General features: G+C 73.5%; 16 protein-coding genes. 5 read left to right on the forward strand and 11 right to left on the reverse strand.

What is annotated here, in order from left to right; translation table 11 throughout:
• Nucleotides 1–29 precede the first annotated feature (29 nt).
• Nucleotides 30–851, reverse strand: coding sequence for a lipoyl(octanoyl) transferase LipB (gene lipB, locus ABD981_RS28880; protein WP_046909944.1), 822 nt, complete (start codon nt 849–851; stop codon nt 30–32).
• 343 nt (nt 852–1,194) lie between these two features.
• On the opposite strand from lipB, the gene ABD981_RS28885 reads away from it, so the two are divergent.
• Nucleotides 1,195–2,652: an NsdA family TPR-like regulatory protein gene (locus tag ABD981_RS28885; RefSeq protein ID WP_046909924.1), complete on the forward strand. Its 1,458-nt coding sequence runs from the start codon at nt 1,195–1,197 to the stop codon at nt 2,650–2,652.
• Between the two features lie 73 nt (nt 2,653–2,725).
• Here ABD981_RS28885 and ABD981_RS28890 read toward each other — a convergent pair whose 3' ends face one another.
• Together ABD981_RS28890 and ABD981_RS28895 are read right to left on the reverse strand one after the other, a co-directional pair.
• Entirely contained in the window at nt 2,726–4,021 is a 1,296-nt protein-coding gene (locus ABD981_RS28890; RefSeq protein WP_046909925.1) for an NAD(P)/FAD-dependent oxidoreductase, read from the reverse strand.
• Between the two features lie 267 nt (nt 4,022–4,288).
• Nucleotides 4,289–5,209, reverse strand: a complete 921-nt coding sequence (locus ABD981_RS28895; protein ID WP_046909926.1) for a TIGR01777 family oxidoreductase — start codon at nt 5,207–5,209, stop codon at nt 4,289–4,291.
• A 46-nt stretch (nt 5,210–5,255) separates the two neighbouring features.
• Here ABD981_RS28895 and ABD981_RS28900 point away from each other — a divergent pair, with 46 nt between their 5' ends.
• Nucleotides 5,256–5,753, forward strand: coding sequence for a GNAT family N-acetyltransferase (locus tag ABD981_RS28900; RefSeq protein ID WP_046909927.1), 498 nt, complete (start codon nt 5,256–5,258; stop codon nt 5,751–5,753).
• Nucleotides 5,754–5,788: 35 nt separating this feature from the next.
• Here ABD981_RS28900 and ABD981_RS28905 read toward each other — a convergent pair whose 3' ends face one another.
• Complete coding sequence (locus tag ABD981_RS28905; RefSeq protein ID WP_046909928.1) at nt 5,789–6,460, reverse strand: TetR/AcrR family transcriptional regulator; 672 nt, start codon at nt 6,458–6,460, stop codon at nt 5,789–5,791.
• 121 nt (nt 6,461–6,581) lie between these two features.
• On the opposite strand from ABD981_RS28905, the gene ABD981_RS28910 reads away from it, so the two are divergent.
• The gene (locus ABD981_RS28910; RefSeq protein ID WP_046909929.1) at nt 6,582–7,376 is read left to right on the forward strand and encodes an SDR family NAD(P)-dependent oxidoreductase; all 795 of its coding nucleotides are present in this window, start codon (nt 6,582–6,584) and stop codon (nt 7,374–7,376) included.
• Nucleotides 7,377–7,455: 79 nt separating this feature from the next.
• On the opposite strand, the gene ABD981_RS28915 is transcribed toward ABD981_RS28910, so the two are convergent.
• Nucleotides 7,456–7,977, reverse strand: coding sequence for a DUF4240 domain-containing protein (locus ABD981_RS28915; protein ID WP_046909930.1), 522 nt, complete (start codon nt 7,975–7,977; stop codon nt 7,456–7,458).
• A gap of 99 nt (nt 7,978–8,076) precedes the next feature.
• On the opposite strand from ABD981_RS28915, the gene ABD981_RS28920 reads away from it, so the two are divergent.
• Nucleotides 8,077–9,000 (forward strand): SDR family oxidoreductase, encoded by a 924-nt coding sequence (locus ABD981_RS28920; protein WP_046909931.1) that lies wholly within the window; start codon nt 8,077–8,079, stop codon nt 8,998–9,000.
• Here ABD981_RS28920 and ABD981_RS28925 read toward each other — a convergent pair.
• The 6 genes from ABD981_RS28925 to ABD981_RS28950 all read right to left on the reverse strand — a co-directional run bounded on the left by ABD981_RS28925 (nt 8,991) and on the right by ABD981_RS28950 (nt 18,868).
• Nucleotides 8,991–9,968 (reverse strand): helix-turn-helix transcriptional regulator, encoded by a 978-nt coding sequence (locus ABD981_RS28925; protein WP_046909932.1) that lies wholly within the window; start codon nt 9,966–9,968, stop codon nt 8,991–8,993. The two genes, ABD981_RS28920 and ABD981_RS28925, sit on opposite strands and share 10 nt — an antisense overlap.
• 45 nt (nt 9,969–10,013) lie before the next feature.
• Nucleotides 10,014–12,728 carry a pyruvate dehydrogenase (acetyl-transferring), homodimeric type gene (gene aceE, locus ABD981_RS28930; RefSeq protein WP_046909933.1) on the reverse strand — a complete coding sequence of 905 codons (2,715 nt, stop codon included), beginning with the start codon at nt 12,726–12,728 and terminating at the stop codon, nt 10,014–10,016.
• Nucleotides 12,729–13,062: 334 nt separating this feature from the next.
• Complete coding sequence (locus ABD981_RS28935) at nt 13,063–13,686, reverse strand: GntR family transcriptional regulator (protein WP_046909934.1); 624 nt, start codon at nt 13,684–13,686, stop codon at nt 13,063–13,065.
• 121 nt (nt 13,687–13,807) lie between these two features.
• The gene (gene sucB / locus ABD981_RS28940; protein WP_345530408.1) at nt 13,808–15,586 is read right to left on the reverse strand and encodes a 2-oxoglutarate dehydrogenase, E2 component, dihydrolipoamide succinyltransferase; all 1,779 of its coding nucleotides are present in this window, start codon (nt 15,584–15,586) and stop codon (nt 13,808–13,810) included.
• 62 nt (nt 15,587–15,648) lie between these two features.
• The gene (gene lpdA / locus ABD981_RS28945; protein WP_046908917.1) at nt 15,649–17,037 is read right to left on the reverse strand and encodes a dihydrolipoyl dehydrogenase; all 1,389 of its coding nucleotides are present in this window, start codon (nt 17,035–17,037) and stop codon (nt 15,649–15,651) included.
• A gap of 322 nt (nt 17,038–17,359) precedes the next feature.
• Nucleotides 17,360–18,868, reverse strand: coding sequence for a leucyl aminopeptidase (locus tag ABD981_RS28950; RefSeq protein WP_046908918.1), 1,509 nt, complete (start codon nt 18,866–18,868; stop codon nt 17,360–17,362).
• A 304-nt stretch (nt 18,869–19,172) separates the two neighbouring features.
• On the opposite strand from ABD981_RS28950, the gene ABD981_RS28955 reads away from it, so the two are divergent.
• Nucleotides 19,173–21,287, forward strand: a complete 2,115-nt coding sequence (locus ABD981_RS28955; protein ID WP_123954649.1) for a hypothetical protein — start codon at nt 19,173–19,175, stop codon at nt 21,285–21,287.
• The last annotated feature ends 27 nt before the right edge of the window (nt 21,288–21,314 follow it).

Consider the following 21,314-nt stretch of genomic DNA (forward strand, 5'->3'; position numbering starts at 1 on the left):
GCCAACCTCTGGCCGGCGCCACGCATTCCTCAGGCGGAGGCCCGAGCGGTCTCCGGCTCCGCGGTCCGCTCGATGTCCCGGGGCCTGAGCTCCGCGTTCTCCAGCACCTCGCGCAGGTGCCCCTCGACGACCGGGAGCACCTCCTCGATGGTGATGTCCCGGCCCAGCTCGTTGGCGAGCGAGGCCACGCCCGCGTCGCGGATGCCGCACGGGATGATCCGGTCGAACCAGGTGTTGTCCGGGTTCACGTTGAGCGCGAAGCCGTGCATGGTGACGCCCTTGGCGACCCGGATGCCGATCGCGGCGAGCTTCCGGTCCTCGCGCCGCTGGCCCGCGTTGGACGGGGCGTACTCCGGGCCGTTCAGCCGGGGGTCGAACTCCTCGTCGGTCAGCCGCGGGTCGAAGTCCAGCGAGAGCCCGCCGAGCGAGGGGCGCTGCTCGACCGGGTCGCCGAGCACCCAGACCCCGCTGCGGCCCTCGATGCGGGTGGTCTCCAGGCCGAAGTCGGCGGCCGTGCGGATCAGCGCCTCCTCCAGCCGGCGGACGTGGGCGACCACGTCGACCGGGCGGGGCAGCTTCATGATCGGGTAGCCGACCAGCTGGCCGGGGCCGTGCCAGGTGATCTTGCCGCCGCGGTCCACGTCCACGACGGGCGTCCCGTCCAGGGGGCGCTCGCTCTCCGCGGTGCGCCGGCCCGCGGTGTACACCGGCGGGTGCTCCAGCAGCAGACAGGTGTCGTCGACCTCGTCCGCGAACCGGGCGGCGTGCACCTCGCGCTGCTTGTCCCACGCCGCCCGGTACTCCACGGCGTCCTCGCCGAAGCCCAGACGGACGAATCGCAGCTCACTCACGGCCATGCCTCCTCCTGGATGCCGAAGGCCGGGTTCCGGGGATCGTCCCGGGGCGGGAGCCGGCTCGGCACCATGCGTCATACGCGCCCATGCCACTGTACGGCGGAACGCCGAACAGCCGTCCGGCAGGTGCGCGGGGGCACGTGCGCGCTGCTCCGGAGGCCTGCGCTTCCGGCACTGGCGTAAAGAAGTCTCCGCGTTCCTCACACGATCGGATGAATGTGGGGCGAAGGTGGCGGTTAGGGCGGAGTCTGCCGCTAAATTCACGCCGTTCCATGAGGGCCATGAGGGTCCGCACGGGCGGGCTGCCACCCGGCCCGGAAGGCAGGAGACCGCACAGCTGATGACGGAACGACCCCCGCAGCGCATCCCGAACCGCCAGCTCGCCGCGCTCATCGCCGAGGCCGGCTTCTCCAACGCGGGCCTCGCCAGACGGGTGGACCAGCTCGGCCTGGAACACGGGCTCGACCTGCGGTACGACAAGACCTCGGTCACCCGCTGGCTGCGCGGGCAGCAGCCGCGCGGCACCACCCCCGCGCTGATCGCCGAGGTCTTCACCCGGCGCCTGGGGCGCCGGCTCTCCGCCCAGGACCTGGGGCTCGACGCCTGCGCCCCGGTCTACGCGGGGCTGGAGTTCGCGGCGACGCCGGAGGAGGCCGTCGACATCGTCAGCGGCCTCTGGCGCAAGGACTCCGGCAGCCACGCCGAGCTGCGGAAGATCGCCTTCACCCCGGCCGGACTCGTCGTCCCCAGCCGGGACTGGCTGATCGGACGCGCCGACGAGCGGGTGGCCCGCGGCGAGCCCGGCGCCCCGGCGGGCGCCCCGGGGGACCCGCGCGTGCCGGCCCAGGGACGTTTCTCGGTGCCCCGCCAGCGCGGCACCGACCGCGGCCCGGGACAGCGGGTCTCCAGCGGCGACATCGCCGCCCTGCGCTCCGTGGGCGAGCTCTTCCGCACCCTCGACCACGCCTACGGCGGCGGCCACGCCCGCCAGGCCCTCGTCCGCTACCTGGAGCACGAGGCCGAGCCGATGCTGCGCGGCACCTACGGGGAGAACACCGGCCGCCGGCTCTTCGGGGCGGCCGCGGACCTCACCCGGCTGGCCGGCTGGACCTCGTACGACATCGCCGCGCACGGCCTCGCCCAGCGGTACTTCGTCCAGGCGCTGCGGCTCGCCCAGGCGGCCGGGGACCGCGCGTACGGCTCGTACGTCCTGATCACCATGAGCCACCAGGCCGTCTACCTCGGCCACGGCCGCGAGGCCGTCCAGCTCGCCCGGGTCGCCCAGCAGGGCGTCGGCTCCGCCGCCCCGCCCGTCGTCCAGGCGCTGCTGCACTCCGTCGAGGCCCGCGGCCACGGCGTCCTCGGCGACTCCCGGGCCTGCGGCGCCTCCCTCGCCCGCGCGGAGCGCGCCCTGGAGGCCGCCCGGCCCGGCGACGAGGTGCCCTACTGGGCCAGGCCCTTCGACGAGGCCCAGCTGGCGGACGAGTTCGGGCACTGCCACCGCGACCTCCAGCAGTACCGGGCCGCCGCCCAGCACGCCGAGCGCGCCCTCCAGCTCCGCGCCCCCGGCTACGCCCGCAGCCGCCTGTTCTGCCGCGTCGTCCTGGCCTCCGCCCGGCTCGCCCTCGGCGAACTCGACCAGGCCTGCGCCCTCGGCGCCGAGGCCGCCCAGCAGGCCTCCGAGATGCGCTCGGCCCGCGCGGTCGAATACGTCCGCGACTTCGAACGCCGCCTGGAGCCCTACCGCGACGCTCCGGCCGTCCGGACCTACCGGGACCGGGTGGCGGCCCTGGGTTGAGGCCCTGTCGTCCGGACCGGACCGGACCGCGGCGTCCGCCCGATGCCGGTCCGTTCCGATCCGAAGGGCTTGGCTAAGCCGCCTCCGCCTCCGAGGCCGCCCCCGCCGGCCGCAGCCCCAGGTCCGCCAGCAGCGTCGTCGCCGCCCGGCGGGCCGAGGCGAGGGCGCCGACCGGGGTGCCGGTGCCGCGGTGGTCGCCGCACACGTACAGCCCGGACAGGACCCGGACCGGGCGCTCCGGGTCGAAGGGCGGCCGCATCGCCGGGAAGGCGTACGGGGTGTGGTGCAGCGCCAGCAGCTCCCACTCGTCCGTCGACGCGCCGTACAGCGTCGCCAGGTGCTTGCGGACCCGCCGCTCGGTGTCGTCCGGCGCGGTCCCCAGCACCGTCGAGGTGATCAGCGTCCGCCCGGCCGGCGCGCGGGACGGGTCGACCGCGCTCATCACGGCGGTGTGGGCCACCGGGCCGCCCGGGTCGGACTCCAGCATCAGCACCGGGTCCGCGGTGGGCGCGACCGGCGCCGTGTGGTGCAGCACGGTCGCCGCGTGGTACTCCGGCACGCACAGCCCCGGCAGCAGCTCCGCCGCCGTCCGCCCGCCCGTCGCCAGGATCACCGAACGGCAGGCGAACACCCCGTGCTCCGCCGTCGTGACCCGTGCGATCGACACCTCGGTGACCTCGACGCCGGTACGGACCGTCCCCGGCGGCAGCCCCGCCGCGAGCCGCTCCGGCAGCGCGTCCGAACCGCCCGCCGGCACGCTCGGCCGGCCCCGCGCGAAGGAGCGCAGCGCGAGGTCCGCGCGGCGGCTGGAGGTGGTGAGGTCCGGGTCGCCGAGCAGCGCGGCGACCAGCGGACGCAGCACCCCCTGGACCGTACGGGCGGGCAGCCGGGCCGTCAGGGCCTCGCGGGCGCTCCGCTCCGCGCGGCCGAGCAGCCGCTGGGTGGGCGTGGTGGCCAGCCGCACCAGCGAGGCGCCGAGCCGCGCCTGGTCGAGCGAGGTGGCCGGATTCCGCGGGGCGCTCGCGAGGGCGCGTGCCCTGGCACGTGCTCCCCCCACGACCGAGGGCCCCGCGCCCCGCGAGCTCCACGGGGCGTGCGGCGCCCCCCACCGCCCGTACCGGCCGTCGCTGTGCACGACGACCCCGGGGGCGAAGGCGCGCAGCGGGACGCCCTCCAGCCGTGGCGCGGTGAACAGCGGCCCGAGCCGGTCGAGCCGGAAGCCGTCGACGGTGTCCGTCGCCATCCGGCCGCCGATCCGTGGTGCCGCCTCCAGGACCGTGACCGAGAGGCCGGCCTCGGTCAGCAGCCGGGCCGCCGCGAGACCCGCGATCCCGGCTCCTACGACGACGACGTCCGAGTTGTTGAGCACGTGCCCCTCCCCAGGTCGGCGCGGTTGGTGGGATGCCTATGCCCCCAACAGACCCCCGGAATGCCCGAGTTCGCAGAAGACTAGGCAGCGCTCCCACCCGGCGAAGCCGCGCGCGACGGGGTGCACGCAGCACGGGGGAGCGCACGGGAGGGGAGCGGCGGGGGAACGGCGGGGAAAGGCGCGAGGTGGCGGGGCCGGCGGGGCGCCCGGCGCGCGGCCCCCGGTGGCGGCTCGCCGGCCGGGCCCCGGCAGGGCACCGACGGGACGTCAGCGGGCCGCCGCGCGCACCGACTCGTCGATCGTCGGGAAGGCGAAGTCGAAGCCCGTCTCCAACAGGCGCCCCGGCAGCACCCGCTGACTCCCCAGCACGTCCTGCGCGAACTCCCCGAGCACCACCCGCAGCGCGGCGGCCGGCACGTGGAAGAAGGCGGGGCGGTGCAGCACGCGGCCCATCGCCGCGGTCACCTCCCGGTTGGTGACCGGCTCGGGCGCGGTCAGGTTGACCGGGCCCGACACCGCGGGGGTGTCCACCAGGTGCCGCAGCGCGGCGACCTCGTCGTGCAGCGAGATGAAGCTCCAGTACTGGCCGCCGTCCCCCATCCGTCCGCCGAGCCCGGCCCGGAACAGCGGGAACAGCCGTCCCCACGCCCCGCCCTCGCGCGCCACGACCAGGCCGGTGCGGGCGTACGCCACCCGGATGCCGGCGGCCTCGGCGGGAGCCGCGGCGGCCTCCCACTCCACGCACACCGACGGCAGGAAGCCCTCGCCCGCGGGTGCGCTCTCGTCCACCGCGCGGGAGCCGGTGTCGCCGTAGTAGCCGAGCGCGGTGCCGCAGACCAGCACCTCGGGCGGCTCGGCCAGCGAGGCGAGCGCCTCGGCGACCGCCCGCGTGCCGAGCACCCGGCTGTCGCGGATCTCCTTCTTGTACGCCTCGCTCCAGCGCCGCTCGCCGACGCCCGCCCCCGCCAGGTGCACGACCGCGTCGACCCCGACGAGCGCGGCGGCGTCCACGTACAGCCGGGCCGGGTCCCACTCGACCTCGTCGGGCGCGGCGGCGGGACGGCGCACCAGGCGCAGGACCTCGTGGCCGTCGGCGCGCAGGGAGCGCACGAGGGCGGAGCCGATCAGTCCGGTCGCGCCGGTGACGGCGACGCGCTTGCGGGGGGAGGTGTGAGGGGAGCGCTGCATGCGTTCATCCTGCCCTTCCGGCGCGGTCCGTGGCACAGTGGCTCGCATGATCGTTCCGGAGATTCGGATACGCGCGGCCCTGAGGGCCGACGAGCCCGTCCTCGCCGAGCTCGACCGCACCGCCTGGTCGCCGCTGCACGCGGTCCTGCCCGCCCCGGAGGGCGGCGAGCCGTTCTACGACGAGCGGCACCTGCCCGAGGACTACCTGGTCGCCGAGCTGCCGGACGCGGGCGTCGTGGGCTTCGTCCGCCTGGTCCGGGCCGTCCCGATCCCCAGCAACGCCCATGTGCGCCAGATCCAGGGCCTCGTCGTCGGCGAGGCCGCCCGCGGCAAGGGCGTGGCCCGCGCGCTGGTCCGCGCGGCGATGGACCGGGCCCGCCGGCAGGGCGCCACCCGCATCACCCTGCGCGTCCTCGGCCACAACACCCCGGCCCGCGCCCTCTACGAGGCGGAGGGCTTCGCCGTCGAGGGCGTCCTGCCGGGGGAGTTCCTGCTGGCGGGGGAGTACGTGGACGACGTCTGCATGGGGCGCTCCCTGAGCTGAGCTGAGCTGAGCCGGGCCGGGCCCGGGGCCCGGGCTCACCCCCCGCCCGCCACCCCCAGCACCCGCATCCCGCCCATCAGCTCCCGCAGGCACCGCACCGCGAGGGCGGCCGGTGAGCCCTCGCCGCGGGACGGTGCGTCCGTCTCGGCCCAGGTCTCCAGGGCGATCCGGATCGCGTCCGTCGCCGCGGCGGCGGCCAGGCGCAGCTCCAGGGGGTCGGCGGACGGGCCCGCGAGCCCGGCGAGGACACCGCGCAGCCGGTCCTCGGACTCCTGGTTGACGCGGTACCAGACGGCCCGCAGCGCCGGGTCGTGCTCGGCCGCGCGCAGCAGCCCGCGGGTCCAGCGCAGGCCCTCCTCCGCCTCCTCGCCCTCCGCGGCGAGCGAACCGGCGATGGACCGCTCCAGGGCGGCGGGCAGCGCCGTGCCGGGGGCGGTGGCGGCGAGCTCGGCCCGCCAGCGGTCGGCGCCGCCCGCGAGGAGCGGGGCGACGGCGTCCTGCTTGGAGCGGAAGTAGCGGTAGAAGGTGCGCAGCGCGACCCCGGCCCGCTGGGCGATGTCCTCGGCGGTGGTGTCGTCCGGGCCCCGCTCGGTGAACAGCTCGGCGGCCGCGCGGGCGATGTCCAGCTGCGTGGCCGCCTTGCGGCGCTCCGTCAGGGAGGGGCTCCTGGGGGGTGCGGTGCCGTCGGCCGGCTTCTTGTCGCTCACGCCACCCAGCGTACGCCCGCGACTGCCATGCGTGCACTTTGTGCAGCTATGGCAAAACGTGCCACTTAGGCGTACGGTGGCGAGCATCCCCCGGATAGCTCGACATCGAGAGGTTGCCGTCATGAACCAGCTCACCCGCTACGAAGGACGCCGCGCCCTGGTCACCGGCGGCGGCTCCGGCATCGGCCAGGCCACCGTCCTGCGCATGCTCGCGGAGGGCGGCACCGTCGTCGCCGCCGACATCAGCGAGGACGGCCTCAAGGACACCGTCGCCAAGGCCGGCGCCGACGCCGCCCGCCTCACCACCCTCGTCGTGAACATCGCCGACGAGACCTCGGTACGCGAGGGCGTCGCCGCCGCCGTCGCGACCCTCGGCGGCCTGGACGTGCTGGTCAACGCCGCCGGCATCCTGCGCTCCTCGCACACCCACGAGACCAGCCTCGACGCCTTCGAGCAGGTGGTCCGGATCAACCTCACCGGCACCTTCCTGGTGATCCGCGAGGCCATCCCCGCGCTCCTGGAGGGCGAGGGCGCCGCCGTCGTCAACTTCTCCTCCACCTCCGCGACGTTCGCCCACCCCTACATGGCGGCCTACGCGGCCAGCAAGGGAGGCATCCAGTCCATGACCCACGCGCTCGCCGCCGAGTACGCCAAGCAGGGCATCCGCTTCACCGCCGTCCAGCCCGGCTCCATCTCCTCCGGCATGACCGACGGCAGCGGCGCCAGCAAGCAGTCCGCGGGCCCCGGCCTGCCCGAGGACACCGACTGGTCGCTGTTCGCGAAGCTGGCCCCCGCCCTCGGCCAGGGCTTCGCCGGCCCCGAGACCGTCGCCGGCGTCGTCGCGATGCTCGCCTCCGAGGACGGCCGCTTCATCACCGGCACCGAGGTCCGCATCGACGGCGGAACCCACTTCTGATCCTCGGCCGGGAGCACCCCGTGCTCCGGCTCGGGGGCTGAAGGACCGGTCCGGTTCGGTCCCGGCACCCCTTCCCCCGTCAGCCGGGACCGAACCGGGCCCACAGCCGCGGGAAGCGGGCCGCGAGCACCCCGTCGTCCGCCAGGTCGAAGGGCGTGCCCTCCGGCTCCGCCGCCTGCGGCGGGATCCCCAGGTCCGGCGCCTCCGCGCCGGTCAGCCGCTCGTACGCCTCGTCCGCCGCGAAGCCCAGCTCCTCGCCGTCCCCGTCGAGCTCCTCGTCGAAGGCGCCCAGCAGCTCCGCCAGGGCGTCCGGATCGTGCACCCCGCCCTCGAAGACCTCCCGGCCCTGCCCGATCAGCCAGCAGCGGAAGTAGTCGAAGGCGTCGTCGCCCGCCCCGTCGAACAGCACCGCCGCCGCGCCCCACAGCTCCCAGGTGTACGCGCGGTTGTAGCGGGCCTCGAAATGGCGGGCGAAGTCGAGGACGGCATCGGGGTCCAGCTGCGTCAGCCGTTCGACGAGCAGGTCGGCATGCTCCTCCGGGTCGCCGTCGGCGCCCTCCCGGGTGGAGTCGATGATCTCCCAGAACTCCGTCTCGTCCATCACGGGACAAGCATCGTGGGTGCCGCCGGGCGACGCACCCGGAAACGGCCGAAAACAATCCGGACGGAAGATGTCTGATTTTCCTGTCAGGCTCGGCCCATGACCACCGAAACGAAGCCCCTGTCCGGCCGGATCACCCTCGTCGCGGGCGCCACCCGGGGCGCCGGGCGGGCCATCGCCGTCCAGCTCGGCGCCGCCGGAGCCACCGTCTACGTCACCGGGCGCACCACCCGCGACAGGGTCAGCGAGGTCGGCCGCAGCACCGAGACCATCGAGGAGACCGCCGAACTCGTCACCGCCGCCGGCGGCGAGGGCGTCGCCGTCCCCACCGACCACCTGGACCCCGCACAGGTGCGCGCCCTGGTCGAGCGCATCGACCGCGAGCGGGGCCGCCTCGACGTCCTCGTCAACGACGTCTGGGGCGGCGAGCACCTGCTCGTCTTCGGCAGCAAGACCTGGGAGAGCGACCTCGACGGCGGGCTGCGGATGCTCGAACTCGGCGTGAAGACGCACGCCATCACCTCCCACATCGCGCTGCCGCTGCTGATCCGCAACCCCGGCGGGCTGGTCGTCGAGGTCACCGACGGCACCAGCGCCTACAACGGCACCCGCTACCGCGAGAACCTCTTCTACGACCTCGCCAAGAACGCCCCGATCCGGATGGCCTTCGGCCTCGGCGAGGAGCTGAAGGAGTACGGCGGCACGGCCGTCTGCGTCAGCCCCGGCTGGCTCAGGTCCGAGCAGATGCTCGCCCACTTCGGCGTCACCGAGGAGAACTGGCGCGACGCGACCGCGAAGGTCCCCGACTTCGGCGTCTCCGAGTCACCGGTCTACGTCGGCCGGGCGGTCGCCGCCCTCGCCGCCGACCCGGACCGGGCGCGCTGGAACGGGCGGTCGCTCGACAGCGGACGGCTCGCCCGGGAGTACGGCTTCACCGACGCCGACGGCTCCCGGCCCGACTCCTGGGGGTTCATCGTGGCCAAGGAGACGGACCCGGACGCCCGGATCGAGGACTACCGGTAGATCCCGGCCAGCGCGCGGGCGGCCGCCGCGAACCGCTCGCGCAGGGAGGCGGGGGCCAGCACCTCCGCCTCCGGGCCGAGCCCGAGCAGCTGCGCGAAGGCGACGTCCTCGCTCTCCACGGGCAGCGTCACGGTGACCCGGCCGTCCGCCTCCCCGGCCCCCGCCGCCAGCGCCTCCTCGGCGGCGGCCCGGTCCGTCACGTACGGCAGCCGCCGCGCCCCGGCCGGGGTCAGCCGCAGCACCACCTCGGCCCGCAGCAGCGAGCGCGCGAACTCGGCGGACCGCTCGTCCCAGAACGCCGCCAGATCGAAGTCCGGATCCCGCTCGAAGCGCTCCCCGGCCACCACCACCACCACCTCCACGAAGCGGTCCACCCGGTAGGTGCGGTACGGGCGGGCCCCGTCCCGGAGGCGCGCGCACACGTACCAGACGCCCGCCTTCAGGACGAGACCGTACGGTTCGAGGGCGCGCTCCACCTCGCCGTCGCCCCGCCGGTAGCGGGCCCGCACCGGACGGTCGTCCCAGACGGCGTCCGCGAGCGGGGCGAGCAGCTCCGGCGTCTCCGGCTCCTGGTACCAGGCGGGCGCGTCCAGGTGGAAGCGGCGGCCCACCGCCTCCGGCGCGTCCCGCAGCGAGGGCGTCAGCGCCGCCGACACCTTCAGCCGGGCCGCGGAGGCCGCGTCCGCGAGCCCCAGGTCCCGCAGCGCCCCCGGCAGCCCGGACAGGAACAGCGCCTCGGCCTCCCCGCGGGCGAGCCCGGTCAGCCGGGTCCGGTAGCCGCCGACCAGCCGGTAGCCGCCGGCCCGGCCGCGGTCCGCGTAGACCGGCACCCCCGCCTCGGAGAGGGCGAGGGCGTCGCGGGTGATGGTGCGCTCCGAGACCTCCAGCTCGGCGGCGAGTTCGGCGGCCGTCATGGACGGCCGGGACTGGAGGAGGAGCACCAACTTGATGAGGCGGGCGGCACGCATGACTCCATCATGCGTGCCGCCCGCCCCGGGTGGATCAAGCTGCCCTTACAGGCCGTAGCGCTCGCGCGCCTCCTTCACCGAGGTCGCCTGGACCTGGCCCTTGCGGGCCAGCTGGGCGAGCGCGGCGACCACGATCGACTGGGCGTCGACACCGAAGTGGCGGCGGGCGGCGTCGCGGGTGTCCGACAGGCCGAAGCCGTCGGCACCCAGCGAGGACCAGTCCTGCTCGACCCACTGCGCGATCTGGTCCGGGACCTGGCGCATGTAGTCCGAGACGGCGAGGACCGGGGAGTCCACGCCCTCCAGGGCCTGGCGGACGTACGGCACGCGCTCCTCGCCGCGCAGCAGGGCCGCGTCGGCCTCCAGCGCGTCGCGGCGCAGCTCGGTCCAGGAGGTGGCGGACCACACGTCGGCGGCCACGCCCCACTCCTCGGCGAGCAGCTTCTGCGCCTCCAGGGCCCAGTGGATGGCCGTGCCGGAGGAGAGCAGCTGGATGCGCGAGGCGTTCGCCGGCAGCTCCAGGCCGGCCGACTCGGCCGTGTTGAAGCGGTAGAGGCCCTTGATGATGCCCTCGTCGATGCCGGACGGCTTGGCCGGCTGCGGCATCGGCTCGTTGTAGACGGTGAGGTAGTAGAAGACGTTCTGGTCCTCGCCCTCGGCCGCCTCGCCGTACATGCGGCGCAGGCCCTCCTTGACGATGGCCGCGACCTCGTAGGCGAACGCCGGGTCGTAGGTCAGCGCCGCCGGGTTGGTGGCCGCGATCACCGGGGAGTGGCCGTCGGCGTGCTGGAGGCCCTCACCGGTCAGGGTGGTGCGGCCGGCGGTGGCGCCGACGAGGAAGCCGCGGCCGAGCTGGTCGCCGAGCTGCCACATCTGGTCGGCGGTCCGCTGCCAGCCGAACATCGAGTAGAAGATGTAGAACGGGATCATCGCCTCGCCGTGCGTCGCGTACGACGTCGAGGCGGCGATGAAGTCGGCCATCGAACCGGCCTCGGTGATGCCCTCGTTCAGGATCTGGCCGTTGACGGCCTCCTTGTAGTACATCAGCTGGTCGCGGTCGACCGGCTCGTACGTCTGACCCTTCGGCGAGTAGATGCCGAGCGAGGGGAACAGCGACTCCATGCCGAAGGTGCGGGCCTCGTCCGGGACGATCGGGACCCAGCGCTTGCCGGTCTCCTTGTCGCGGACCAGGTCCTTGACCAGGCGGACGAAGGCCATCGTGGTGGCGATGGACTGCGAGCCGGAACCCTTGTCGAAGGCGGCGAAGGTCTTCTCGGCCGGGGCCGGAAGCGGGGCCAGCGGGTGCACGCGGCGGGCCGGGGCGGGGCCGCCGAGGGCCGCGCGGCGCTCCTGGAGGTAGCGGACCTCCGGGGCGTCGGCGCCCGGGTGGCCGTACGGGACCTGGCCGTCGACGAACTGGGCGTCCGAGATCGGCAGCTCCAGGAGGTCGCGCATGTTCTTGAACTCGTCGGTGGTGAGCTTCTTCATCTGGTGGTTCGCGTTCTTCGACGCGAAGCCCTCACCCAGGGTGAAGCCCTTGACGGTCTGCGCGAGGATCACCGTCGGCGCGCCCTTGAACTCCAGGGCGGCCTTGTACGCGGCGTACACCTTGCGCGGCTCGTGACCACCGCGGGAGAGGTGGAAGCACTCGAGGATCTTGTCGTCGCTCAGCAGCTTCGCCATCTCGACGAGCGCCGGGTCGGAGCCGAAGAAGTCCTGGCGGATGTAGGCGGCGTCGCGGGTCTGGTACGTCTGGACCTGCGCGTCCGGCACCTGGCGCAGGCGGCGGACCAGGGCGCCGGTGGTGTCGAGCGCGAAGAGCTCGTCCCAGGCGTTGCCCCACAGGGACTTGACCACGTTCCAGCCGGCGCCGCGGAACTGGGCCTCCAGCTCCTGCACGATCTTGAAGTTGGCGCGGACCGGGCCGTCGAGGCGCTGCAGGTTGCAGTTGATGACGAAGGTCAGGTTGTCCAGGCCCTCGCGGGCGGCGAGCGCCAGGGCGGCGGTCGACTCCGGCTCGTCCATCTCGCCGTCGCCGAGGAAGGCCCACACGTGCGAGGCGGAGACGTCCTTGATGGCGCGGTTGGTCAGGTAGCGGTTGAAGCGCGCCTGGTAGATCGCGGAGAGCGGGCCGAGACCCATGGAGACGGTGGGGAACTCCCACAGCCAGGGGAGGCGCCGCGGGTGCGGGTAGGAGGGCAGGCCGTTGCCGCCGGACTCCTGCCGGAAGTTGTCGAGGTGGCCCTCGTTCAGCCGCCCGTCGAGGAAGGCACGGGCGTAGATGCCGGGGGAGGCGTGGCCCTGGATGTAGAGCTGGTCGCCGGAGCCCTCGGCGGCGCCCGACTCCTTGCCCTTGAAGAAGTGGTTGAAGCCGGTCTCGTAGAGCCAGGCCGCGGAGGCGAAGGTGGCGATGTGGCCGCCGACGCCGTGCTTGGAGCCGCGGGTGACCATCGCGGCCGCGTTCCAGCGGTTCCAGGCGGTGATCTTCCGCTCCATCTCCTCGTCGCCGCCGAACTCGGTGACCGAGGGCTCGGCGGAGGTGGGGATGGTGTTGACGTAGTCCGTCTCCAGCAGCTTGGGCAGGGCCAGGCCCGCGCCCTCGGCGTGCTGGAGCGTGCGGCGCATCAGGTAGGCGGCCCGGTGGGGGCCGGCGGCCTTGGTGACGGCGTCCAGGGAGGCCGCCCACTCGGCGGTCTCCTCGGTGTCACGGTCCGGGAGCTGGTCGAGCTCGCTCGGAATCTTGCCTACGGGATCGGTCATGATCGCCGCCTTCCGGACAGGTGGGGGTGGAGAAAAAGAGGCCTTGTCTGGCAGGACAGGGCGAAGGGCCGGGGTACGGCCCGCCGAAGACTGTAAGCCGCCGATCGATGATCGATCAAAGCGTTGAGCGAAAAACTTCTCCGGAGAACGAAAGTCGGCACAGGGTGCCGCGAAAAAGGGCACCCGGTGCCTACTTTTCGAAGGATTCCCGCAGGTGGGGGAAGCGATTGAGGGCCCGTACGCACGAATGAGCGGGCCCGTTCGAGACGGACCCGCTCATGCGGCGGAGGGGAGGACGAGTGGCCGGAACACGCCCTCGGTCCACCGCCTCGATTCACGCCCTCGGGGCGCACCCGAGGACGTGCGCCTTCACCAGCGCCCCGATGTTCGGGTCGCCCCGGCGGAAGGCCTCCACGAGCTCCTGGTGCTCCTCCGCGTACGACTTCTGCACCGTGCCCAGCCAGCGGATCGACAGGGCCGTGAACACCTCGATGCCCAGGCCCTCCCAGGTGTGCAGCAGCACGCTGTTCCCGGCCGCCTTCACCAGCTCGCGGTGGAACGCCACCGTGTGCCGCACCTGGGCCGTGCCGTCCGCGGCCGCGTCCGCCTCGTACAGGGCCGCCACGTGCGGCTCCAGGGCCGAGCAGTCGGAGGCCAGCCGGCCCGCCGCCAGCTCGGCCGCGATCTGCTCCAGACCGGCCCGTACCGGGTAGCTCTCCTCCAGGTCGGCGGCGGTCAGATTGCGCACCCGGACGCCCTTGTTCGGCGCCGACTCGATCAGCCGCAGCGACTCCAGCTCCCGCAGCGCCTCGCGCACCGGGGTCTGCGAGACCTCCAGCTCCGTCGCGATCCGGCGCTCCACGATCCGCTCGCCCGGCTTCCAGCGCCCGCTGACGATGCCCTCCACGATGTGCTCGCGGATCTGCTCGCGCAGCGAATGGACGACGGGCATGGTCATGGAAGCCGCTCCTTAGGGAGTCATTGACCCTTAGACAATACGGCGGTGTCCCCGCCCGGAAACACATCCGGACGGGGACACCGCAGGTGAGGCTTGTTACGTTGCCTTCCGGCAGCGTGTCTTACAGACCGAGGTCGACCTCGAACTCGCCGGCCTCCAGGATCGCCTTGACGGCCGTCAGGTAGCGGGCGGCGTCGGCGCCGTCCACCAGACGGTGGTCGTAGGAGAGCGTCAGGTAGGTCATGTCGCGGACGCCGATGACGGTGCCCTCGGCGGTCTCGATGACGGCCGGACGCTTGACCGTGGCACCGATGCCCAGGATGGCGACCTGGTTCGGCGGCACGATGATCGTGTCGAACAGCGCACCGCGCGAACCGGTGTTGCTGATGGTGAAGGTCGCACCGGCGAGCTCGTCCGGCGTGATCTTGTTGCCGCGGACCTTGCCGGCCAGCTCGGCGGTGGCCTTGGAGATGCCGGCGATGTTCAGGTCGCCCGCACCCTTGATGACCGGGGTCATCAGGCCCTTCTCGGAGTCCACCGCGATCCCGATGTTCTCGGAGTCGAAGTAGGTGATCGTGCCCTCGTCCTCGTTGATCCGGGCGTTGATGACCGGGTGGGCCTTCAGCGCCTGGGCCGCCGCCTTCACGAAGAACGGCATCGGGGAGAGCTTGACGCCCTCACGGGCGGCGAAGGCGTCCTTCGCGCGGCCGCGGAGCTTCATCAGCTTGGTGATGTCGACCTCGACGACCGAGGACAGCTGGGCCTGGCCGTGCAGCGCCTTCATCATGTTGTCGCCGATGACCTTGCGCATGCGGGTCATCTTGACGGTCTGGCCACGCAGCGGCGAGACCTCCAGGGCCGGAGCCTTGGACGCGGCGGCCGGGGCGGCGGCCGGAGCGGCGGCGGCCGGAGCCGGAGCGGCCTTCTTGGCCTCGGCGGCCGCGAGGACGTCCTGCTTGCGGATGCGCCCGCCGACGCCCGTGCCCTTGACGGCCGCCAGGTCGACACCGTTCTCGGTGGCGAGCTTGCGGACCAGCGGGGTCACGTACGCGCCGTCCTCCGCCGGCTGTGCGGCGGCGGGGGCGGCCGGGGCGACCGGAGCCGGGGCGGCGACCGGGGCGGCGGGCGCGACCGGGGCCGGGGCGGCGACCGGGGCGGCCGGGGCGGGCGCCGGAGCCGGAGCGGCCGGAGCCGGAGCGGCCGGGGCCGGGGCGGCCGGGGCCGGAGCGGCCGGGGCCGGGGCTGCGGCGGCCGGAGCCGGGGCGGCGGCGGGCGCGGCACCGGCGGCACCGATGACGGCCAGCTTGGCGCCGACCTCGGCGGTCTCGTCCTCGCCGACGACGATCTCGAGCAGCACGCCGGAGGCGGGCGCCGGGATCTCGGTGTCGACCTTGTCCGTGGAGACCTCGAGCAGCGGCTCGTCGGCCTCGACGGTCTCGCCGACCGACTTCAGCCAGCGGGTGACGGTGCCCTCGGTGACGGACTCGCCCAGCGCGGGCAGCACGACGTCGGTGCCCTGAGCGGCACCGGCGGGGGCGGCGGCCGGGGCCTCGGCCACGGGGGCCGGGGCGGCGGGGGCCTCGGCGACCGGCGCCGGGGCGGCCGGGGCCGGGGCGGCGGCCGGCTCGGCGGCCGGCGCGGAGGCAGCGGCGGGGGCGCCGGTGCCGTCGTCGATGATGGCCAGCTCGGCGCCGACCTCGACCGTCTCGTCCTCGGCGACCTTGATGGAGGCCAGGATGCCCGAGGCGGGGGCGGGGATCTCGGTGTCGACCTTGTCGGTCGAGACCTCGAGCAGCGGCTCGTCAGCCTCGACGCGCTCGCCCTCGGCCTTGAGCCAGCGGGTGACGGTGCCCTCGGTGACGCTCTCGCCGAGCGCCGGCAGGGTTACGGAAACCGACATGGTTTCGGTTGCTCCTATCGAATGTGCGGAAAGTGGTCGTCGCGCCCTGAGTGACGTGAGCGTCAGTCGTGGGAGTGAAGAGGCTTGCCGGCCAGGGCCAGGTGGGCCTCGCCGAGGGCCTCGTTCTGCGTCGGGTGGGCGTGGATGAGCTGCGCGACCTCGGCCGGCAGCGCCTCCCAGTTGTAGATCAGCTGCGCCTCGCCGACCTGCTCGCCCATGCGGTCACCGACCATGTGGACGCCGACCACGGCACCGTCCTTGACCTGGACGAGCTTGATCTCGCCCGCGGTCTTGAGGATCTTGCTCTTGCCGTTGCCCGCGAGGTTGTACTTGAGGGCGACGACCTTGTCCGCGCCGTAGACCTCCTTGGCCTTGGCCTCGGTGATGCCGACGGAGGCGACCTCGGGGTGGCAGTACGTCACCCGCGGGACACCGTCGTAGTCGATCGGGACGGTCTTCAGACCGGCCAGCCGCTCCGCCACCAGGATGCCCTCGGCGAAGCCGACGTGCGCGAGCTGGAGGGTCGGGACCAGGTCGCCGACCGCGGAGACGGTGGGCACGTTGGTGCGCATGTACTCGTCGACGAGGACGTAGCCGCGGTCCATCGCGACGCCCTGCTCCTCGTAGCCGAGACCGGCCGAGACCGGGCCGCGGCCGATGGCGACGAGCAGCACCTCGGCCTCGAAGGTCTTGCCGTCGGCCAGGGTGACCTTGACACCGGTCTCGGTGTACTCGGCCGACTGGAAGAAGGTGCCGAGGTTGAACTTGATGCCCCGCTTGCGGAACGCGCGCTCCAGCAGCTTCGAGCTGTTCTCGTCCTCGACCGGGACCAGGTGCTTCAGGCCCTCGATGACGGTGACGTCGGTGCCGAAGGACTTCCACGCGGAGGCGAACTCGACGCCGATGACGCCGCCGCCGAGGATGATCGCGGACTCCGGGACCCGGTCCAGGGTCAGCGCGTGGTCCGAGGAGATGATGCGGTTGCCGTCGATCTCCAGGCCGGGGAGCGACTTCGGCACGGAGCCGGTGGCGAGGAGGACGTGACGGCCCTCGACGCGGCGGCCGTCGACGTCCACCGAGGTCGGCGAGGACAGGTGGCCGGTGCCCTCGATGTACGTCACCTTGCGGGAGGCGACCAGACCCTGCAGGCCCTTGTACAGGCCCGAGATCACGTCGTCCTTGTACTTGTGCACGGCCTTGATGTCGATGCCCTCGAAGGAGGCCTTGACACCGAACTGCTCCGCCTCGCGCGCCTGGTCGGCGACCTCGCCGGCGTGGAGCAGGGCCTTCGTCGGGATGCAGCCGTTGTGCAGGCAGGTGCCGCCGAGCTTGTTCTTCTCGATCAGTGCGACGTCCAGGCCCAGCTGCGCTCCGCGCAGCGCCGCGGCGTAACCGCCGCTACCGCCGCCGAGGATCACTAGGTCGAAAACGGTGCTGGCGTCGTTCGCCACGTCACGTCCTCCATGCATGTGCGCTCGTCGCCGGTCTGCGGTGACCGGGCGGCGGCTGGTGTCCGGCCGCTTTTCTTCGGCCCTGTGGTGGGGGCCCTGTCCTGCCGAGAACCCATCTTCGCACTTGTTGACGGACGACGGGACGCGGGGCCGGTGGATGAGACCGGCCGATGGTCCGTACGGACCGGTAACGCGGGGGTGCCGAGCTGCGGATTTCGTCGCGGGCGAACGGCGCGGAACCGGCGCGGGACCGGGCCCGGGAACGGGCGACGGCCCCGGGGACAGGGGTCCCGGGGCCGTCACCGTCGGATCGGGGGCTCGCTCAGAGCTCGCCGTCCGCGTGGCGCTCGGCCAGCTTCACCAGGGTGCGCACCGAGGAGCCGGTGCCGCCCTTCGGGGTGTAGCCGTACGGGGCGCCTTCGTGGAAGGCCGGGCCCGCGATGTCCAGGTGGGCCCAGGTGATGCCCTCGCCCACGAACTCCTGCAGGAACAGACCGGCGACCAGGCCGCCGCCCATCCGGACGCCCATGTTGGCGATGTCGGCGGTGGGGGAGTCCATGGACTTGCGCAGGTCCGCCGGGAGCGGCATCGGCCAGGACTGCTCGCCGACCTCCTCGGCGATCTCGTGGATCGCGGTCCGGTAGTCGTCGTCGTTGGCCATGATGCCGAAGGTGCGGTCGCCCAGGGCCAGCACCATGGCGCCGGTCAGGGTGGCCACGTCGACGATCGCGTCCGGGTCCTCCTCCGAGGCCTTGGTCAGCGCGTCGGCCAGGACCAGGCGGCCCTCGGCGTCCGTGTTGAGGACCTCGACGGTCTTGCCGCTGTACATGCGCAGCACGTCGCCGGGGCGGGTGGCCGAGCCGGACGGCATGTTCTCGGCGAGCGCGAGCCAGCCGGTGACGTTGACGGCCAGGCCGAGGCGGGCCGCGGCGACGACGGCGGAGAACACGGCGGCGGCGCCGCTCATGTCGCACTTCATCGTCTCGTTGTGACCGGCCGGCTTGAGGGAGATGCCGCCCGAGTCGTAGGTGATGCCCTTGCCGACCAGGGCGAGGGTCTGCTCCGCCTTCGGGTGGGTGTAGGCGATCCGGACCAGGCGCGGCGGGTTCTGCGAACCCTGGCCGACGCCCAGGATGCCGCCGTAGCCGCCCTTGGCGAGCGCCTTCTCGTCGAGCACCTGGACCTTGAGGCCGTACTCCTTGCCGGCGGCCTGGGCGGCGGCGGCGAAGGCGACCGGGTGGAGGTCGTTCGGCGGCTGGTTGATCAGGTCGCGGGAGCGGTTGATCTCCTCGGCGACGATCTGCGCGCGCTCCGCGGCGGCCTTGTAGGCCTTGTCGCGGGGCTTGGCGCCGAGCAGGGCGACCTCGGCCAGCGGCTTCTTGGCGTCCTTGTCGGCCTCCTGGTACGCGGTGTAGGCGTACGCGCCGAGCAGCGCGCCCTCGGCGATCGCGGCCGCGTCCTCCGGGGCGGAGACCGGCAGCGCGAAGGCGGCCTTCTTCGAGCCGGTCAGGAGGCGGGCGGCGGTGCCGGCGGCGCGGCGGAGCGTCTCGGCCGCGTAGGCCTCGTCGTCCTCCGGGACGGAGCCCAGGCCGACGGCCAGGATCACGGGGGCCTTCACACCGGCGGGGGCGGGCAGCTTGGTCGCCTCACCTTCGGCACCGGAGGCACCCAGAGTCTCCAGGACGGCGGCGAGCCCGCCGTCGAAGGCCTGGTCGACGGCCTCGGCGCCGGGGGCGACGACGAGCGCCTTGCCGGACTTCGCGACGCCGACCACGAGGGCGTCGGCGCGCAGCGTCGCCGCTCCGGCGGTGCTGAGAGTGAGAGCAGTCACGGTGGTGAAATCTCGCTTCCATTGAGTTCTGTGGCGGTCGAGGGATGGGCCGACCGTGCCCGCCGCATCGTATTTCGGCCCGATGAGCGCCGAGAACGAGCCTACGCCCGCTCGCCGTGTTCGCTCACGGCGGCGGTGATTCACTCATCCGTGGTGTCTCTTTCATGTTTACCCCGCCGGGTCCGGGAGCTCCTTCACACTCGCCTCAATCGCGCAAGGGCGACGCCCTCGCCTTTGCATCCTCTGCAGCATCTCCACAGGTCCCCCCGACCGGGCGGGCCTGCCCGAGGGGGGACACCGTCCGATGGACTCCGGCCGAATCCGTACGCCCAGAACCGCCCGCACACCCCGTGCGCACCGCCCGCCGCGCACGCCCCTGTCCGGGCGCCTCGCGGTCCTCGCCGCCGCCGGCCTGCTCGCCACCGTCGTCCCGTCCGCACAGGCGGGCGCCGCCGAGCAGGCCCCGCGCGTGGACCTCACGGTGCTCGTCGTCGACGACGGCGGCAGCGCGGTCGAGGCGATCACCGCCGAGCTGAAGGGCTCCGGGGTGCCCTACCGCACGCTCGACCTGAACGACGCGAACCGCCCGACGCTCACCGCCGCCTTCCTCAGCGAGCCCAGCGACCCGGTGACCGGCCGCCCCCGCGCCAAGTACCAGGGCGTCGTCCTCCCGCACGAGGCCGTCTTCGGCCCCGACTCCGCGGAGCAGGCCGCCCTCGTCGCGTACGAGAAGACCTTCGGCATCCCGCAGGTCGACGCGTACACCTGGGCCCACCCCGGCGTCGGGCTCGACTACACCTCCGACGGCGGCTACTCCGGCGTCCTCGACGGCGCCCGCGCCTACGTCACGCCCGCCGGGCAGGGCGGCCCCTTCCGGCACCTCAGGGGGGCGGTGGACTTCGAGGACAACGACCCGTCCGTCTCCGAGAGCTACGGCTACGCCGGCCGCCCCCGGGCCGGCTACACCAGCTACCTGGACATGCCCGTCGCGGGCGGCGCCCGGGCCAGCCTGATCGGCGAGTACGCCCACGACGGGCGGCGCGAGCTGGTGGTCTCCTTCGCGTACAACCGCTACCAGCGCCAGTTCCGGGCGCTGGCCCGCGGCATCGTCGAATGGCTCACCCAGGGCGTCCACCTCGGGCAGGAGCGCAACTACCTCTCGGTCCACGTCGACGACGTGCTCGCCCCCGACGCCCGCTGGGACACCGCGCGCAACTGCACCCCCGGCGACCTCGACTGCCCCGGCGGCGACGGGGAGGCCGAGAACCCGATCCGGATGACCGCCGCCGACGCCCAGTACGCGGCCGCCTGGCAGAAGTCCTCCGGCCTCCTCCTCGACCTGGTCTACAACGGCGGCCAGGGCGAGCAGTGGAAGACCGAGCACGGCGGCACCGACCCGCTCGCCACCCGGCTGCTCGCCGACCGCGCCCAGTACCGCTGGGTCAACCACACCTACACCCATCCGTTCCTCGGCTGCGTCCAGGACAACACCACCGTCCCCTGGCAGTGCGCCAAGGACCCGGTGACCGGGGCCGTGAAGTGGACCAGCCGCAGCGAGATCTCCGCCCAGATCCGCGACAACCTGAACTGGGCCCTCGGCAAGGGCGTCTCCGTCGACCGCACCGAGCTGGTCACCGGTGAGCACTCCGGCCTGAAGACGCTGCCCCAGCAGCCCGCGGACAACCCCAACCTCGCCGGGGCGCTCGCCGACAACGGCGTGGAGTGGACCGCGAGCGACAACTCGCGCGAACCGCAGCAACGTTCCGTCGGCACCGGCTCCCTCGCCGCGCAGACCGTGCCCCGCCACCCCATGAACGTGTACTACAACGTGGGCACCGCCGCCGAGATGACCGACGAGTACAACTGGATCTACACCTCGCGCGCCGACGGCGGCAGCGGGATCTGCGAGTCCAACCCGGCCTCCACCTGCCTGCCCGCCCCGCTCGACCCGGCCACCGGCTACGCGGAGCACATCGCGCCGCAGGAGGCCCGCACCGCCCTCTCCCACGTCATGGGCAACGACCCGCGCCCGCACTACGTGCACCAGTCCAACCTCGCCGAGGAGCGCATCCTCTACCCGGTCCTCGACAAGGTCCTCGCCGACTACCGCGAGCTCTTCGCGGCCAACACGCCGCTGGTCAACCCGCGCCAGAAGGACGTCGGCACCGAGCTGGACCGCCGCGCCGCCTGGGAGCGGGCGCTCGCCGACGGCAAGGTCACCGCCTACCGGGTCGGCGCCACCGTCACCGTGAAGGCCCCCTCCGGCGTGGACGTCCCGCTCACCGCCCCCGAGGGCACCCGCAAGCAACTCCTGCTCGGCACCACGGCCTTCGGCACGGCGTACGCGGGCACCCGGTCCGCCTGGACCGGCCCCGAGCTGCTGCAGACCTCGATCACGCTCAAACTGCCCACCACCTGACCACGCCAGCACGTCCGGGGGGACTCA

This window comes from Streptomyces showdoensis, from assembly GCF_039535475.1.
Taxonomy (GTDB): domain Bacteria; phylum Actinomycetota; class Actinomycetes; order Streptomycetales; family Streptomycetaceae; genus Streptomyces; species Streptomyces showdoensis.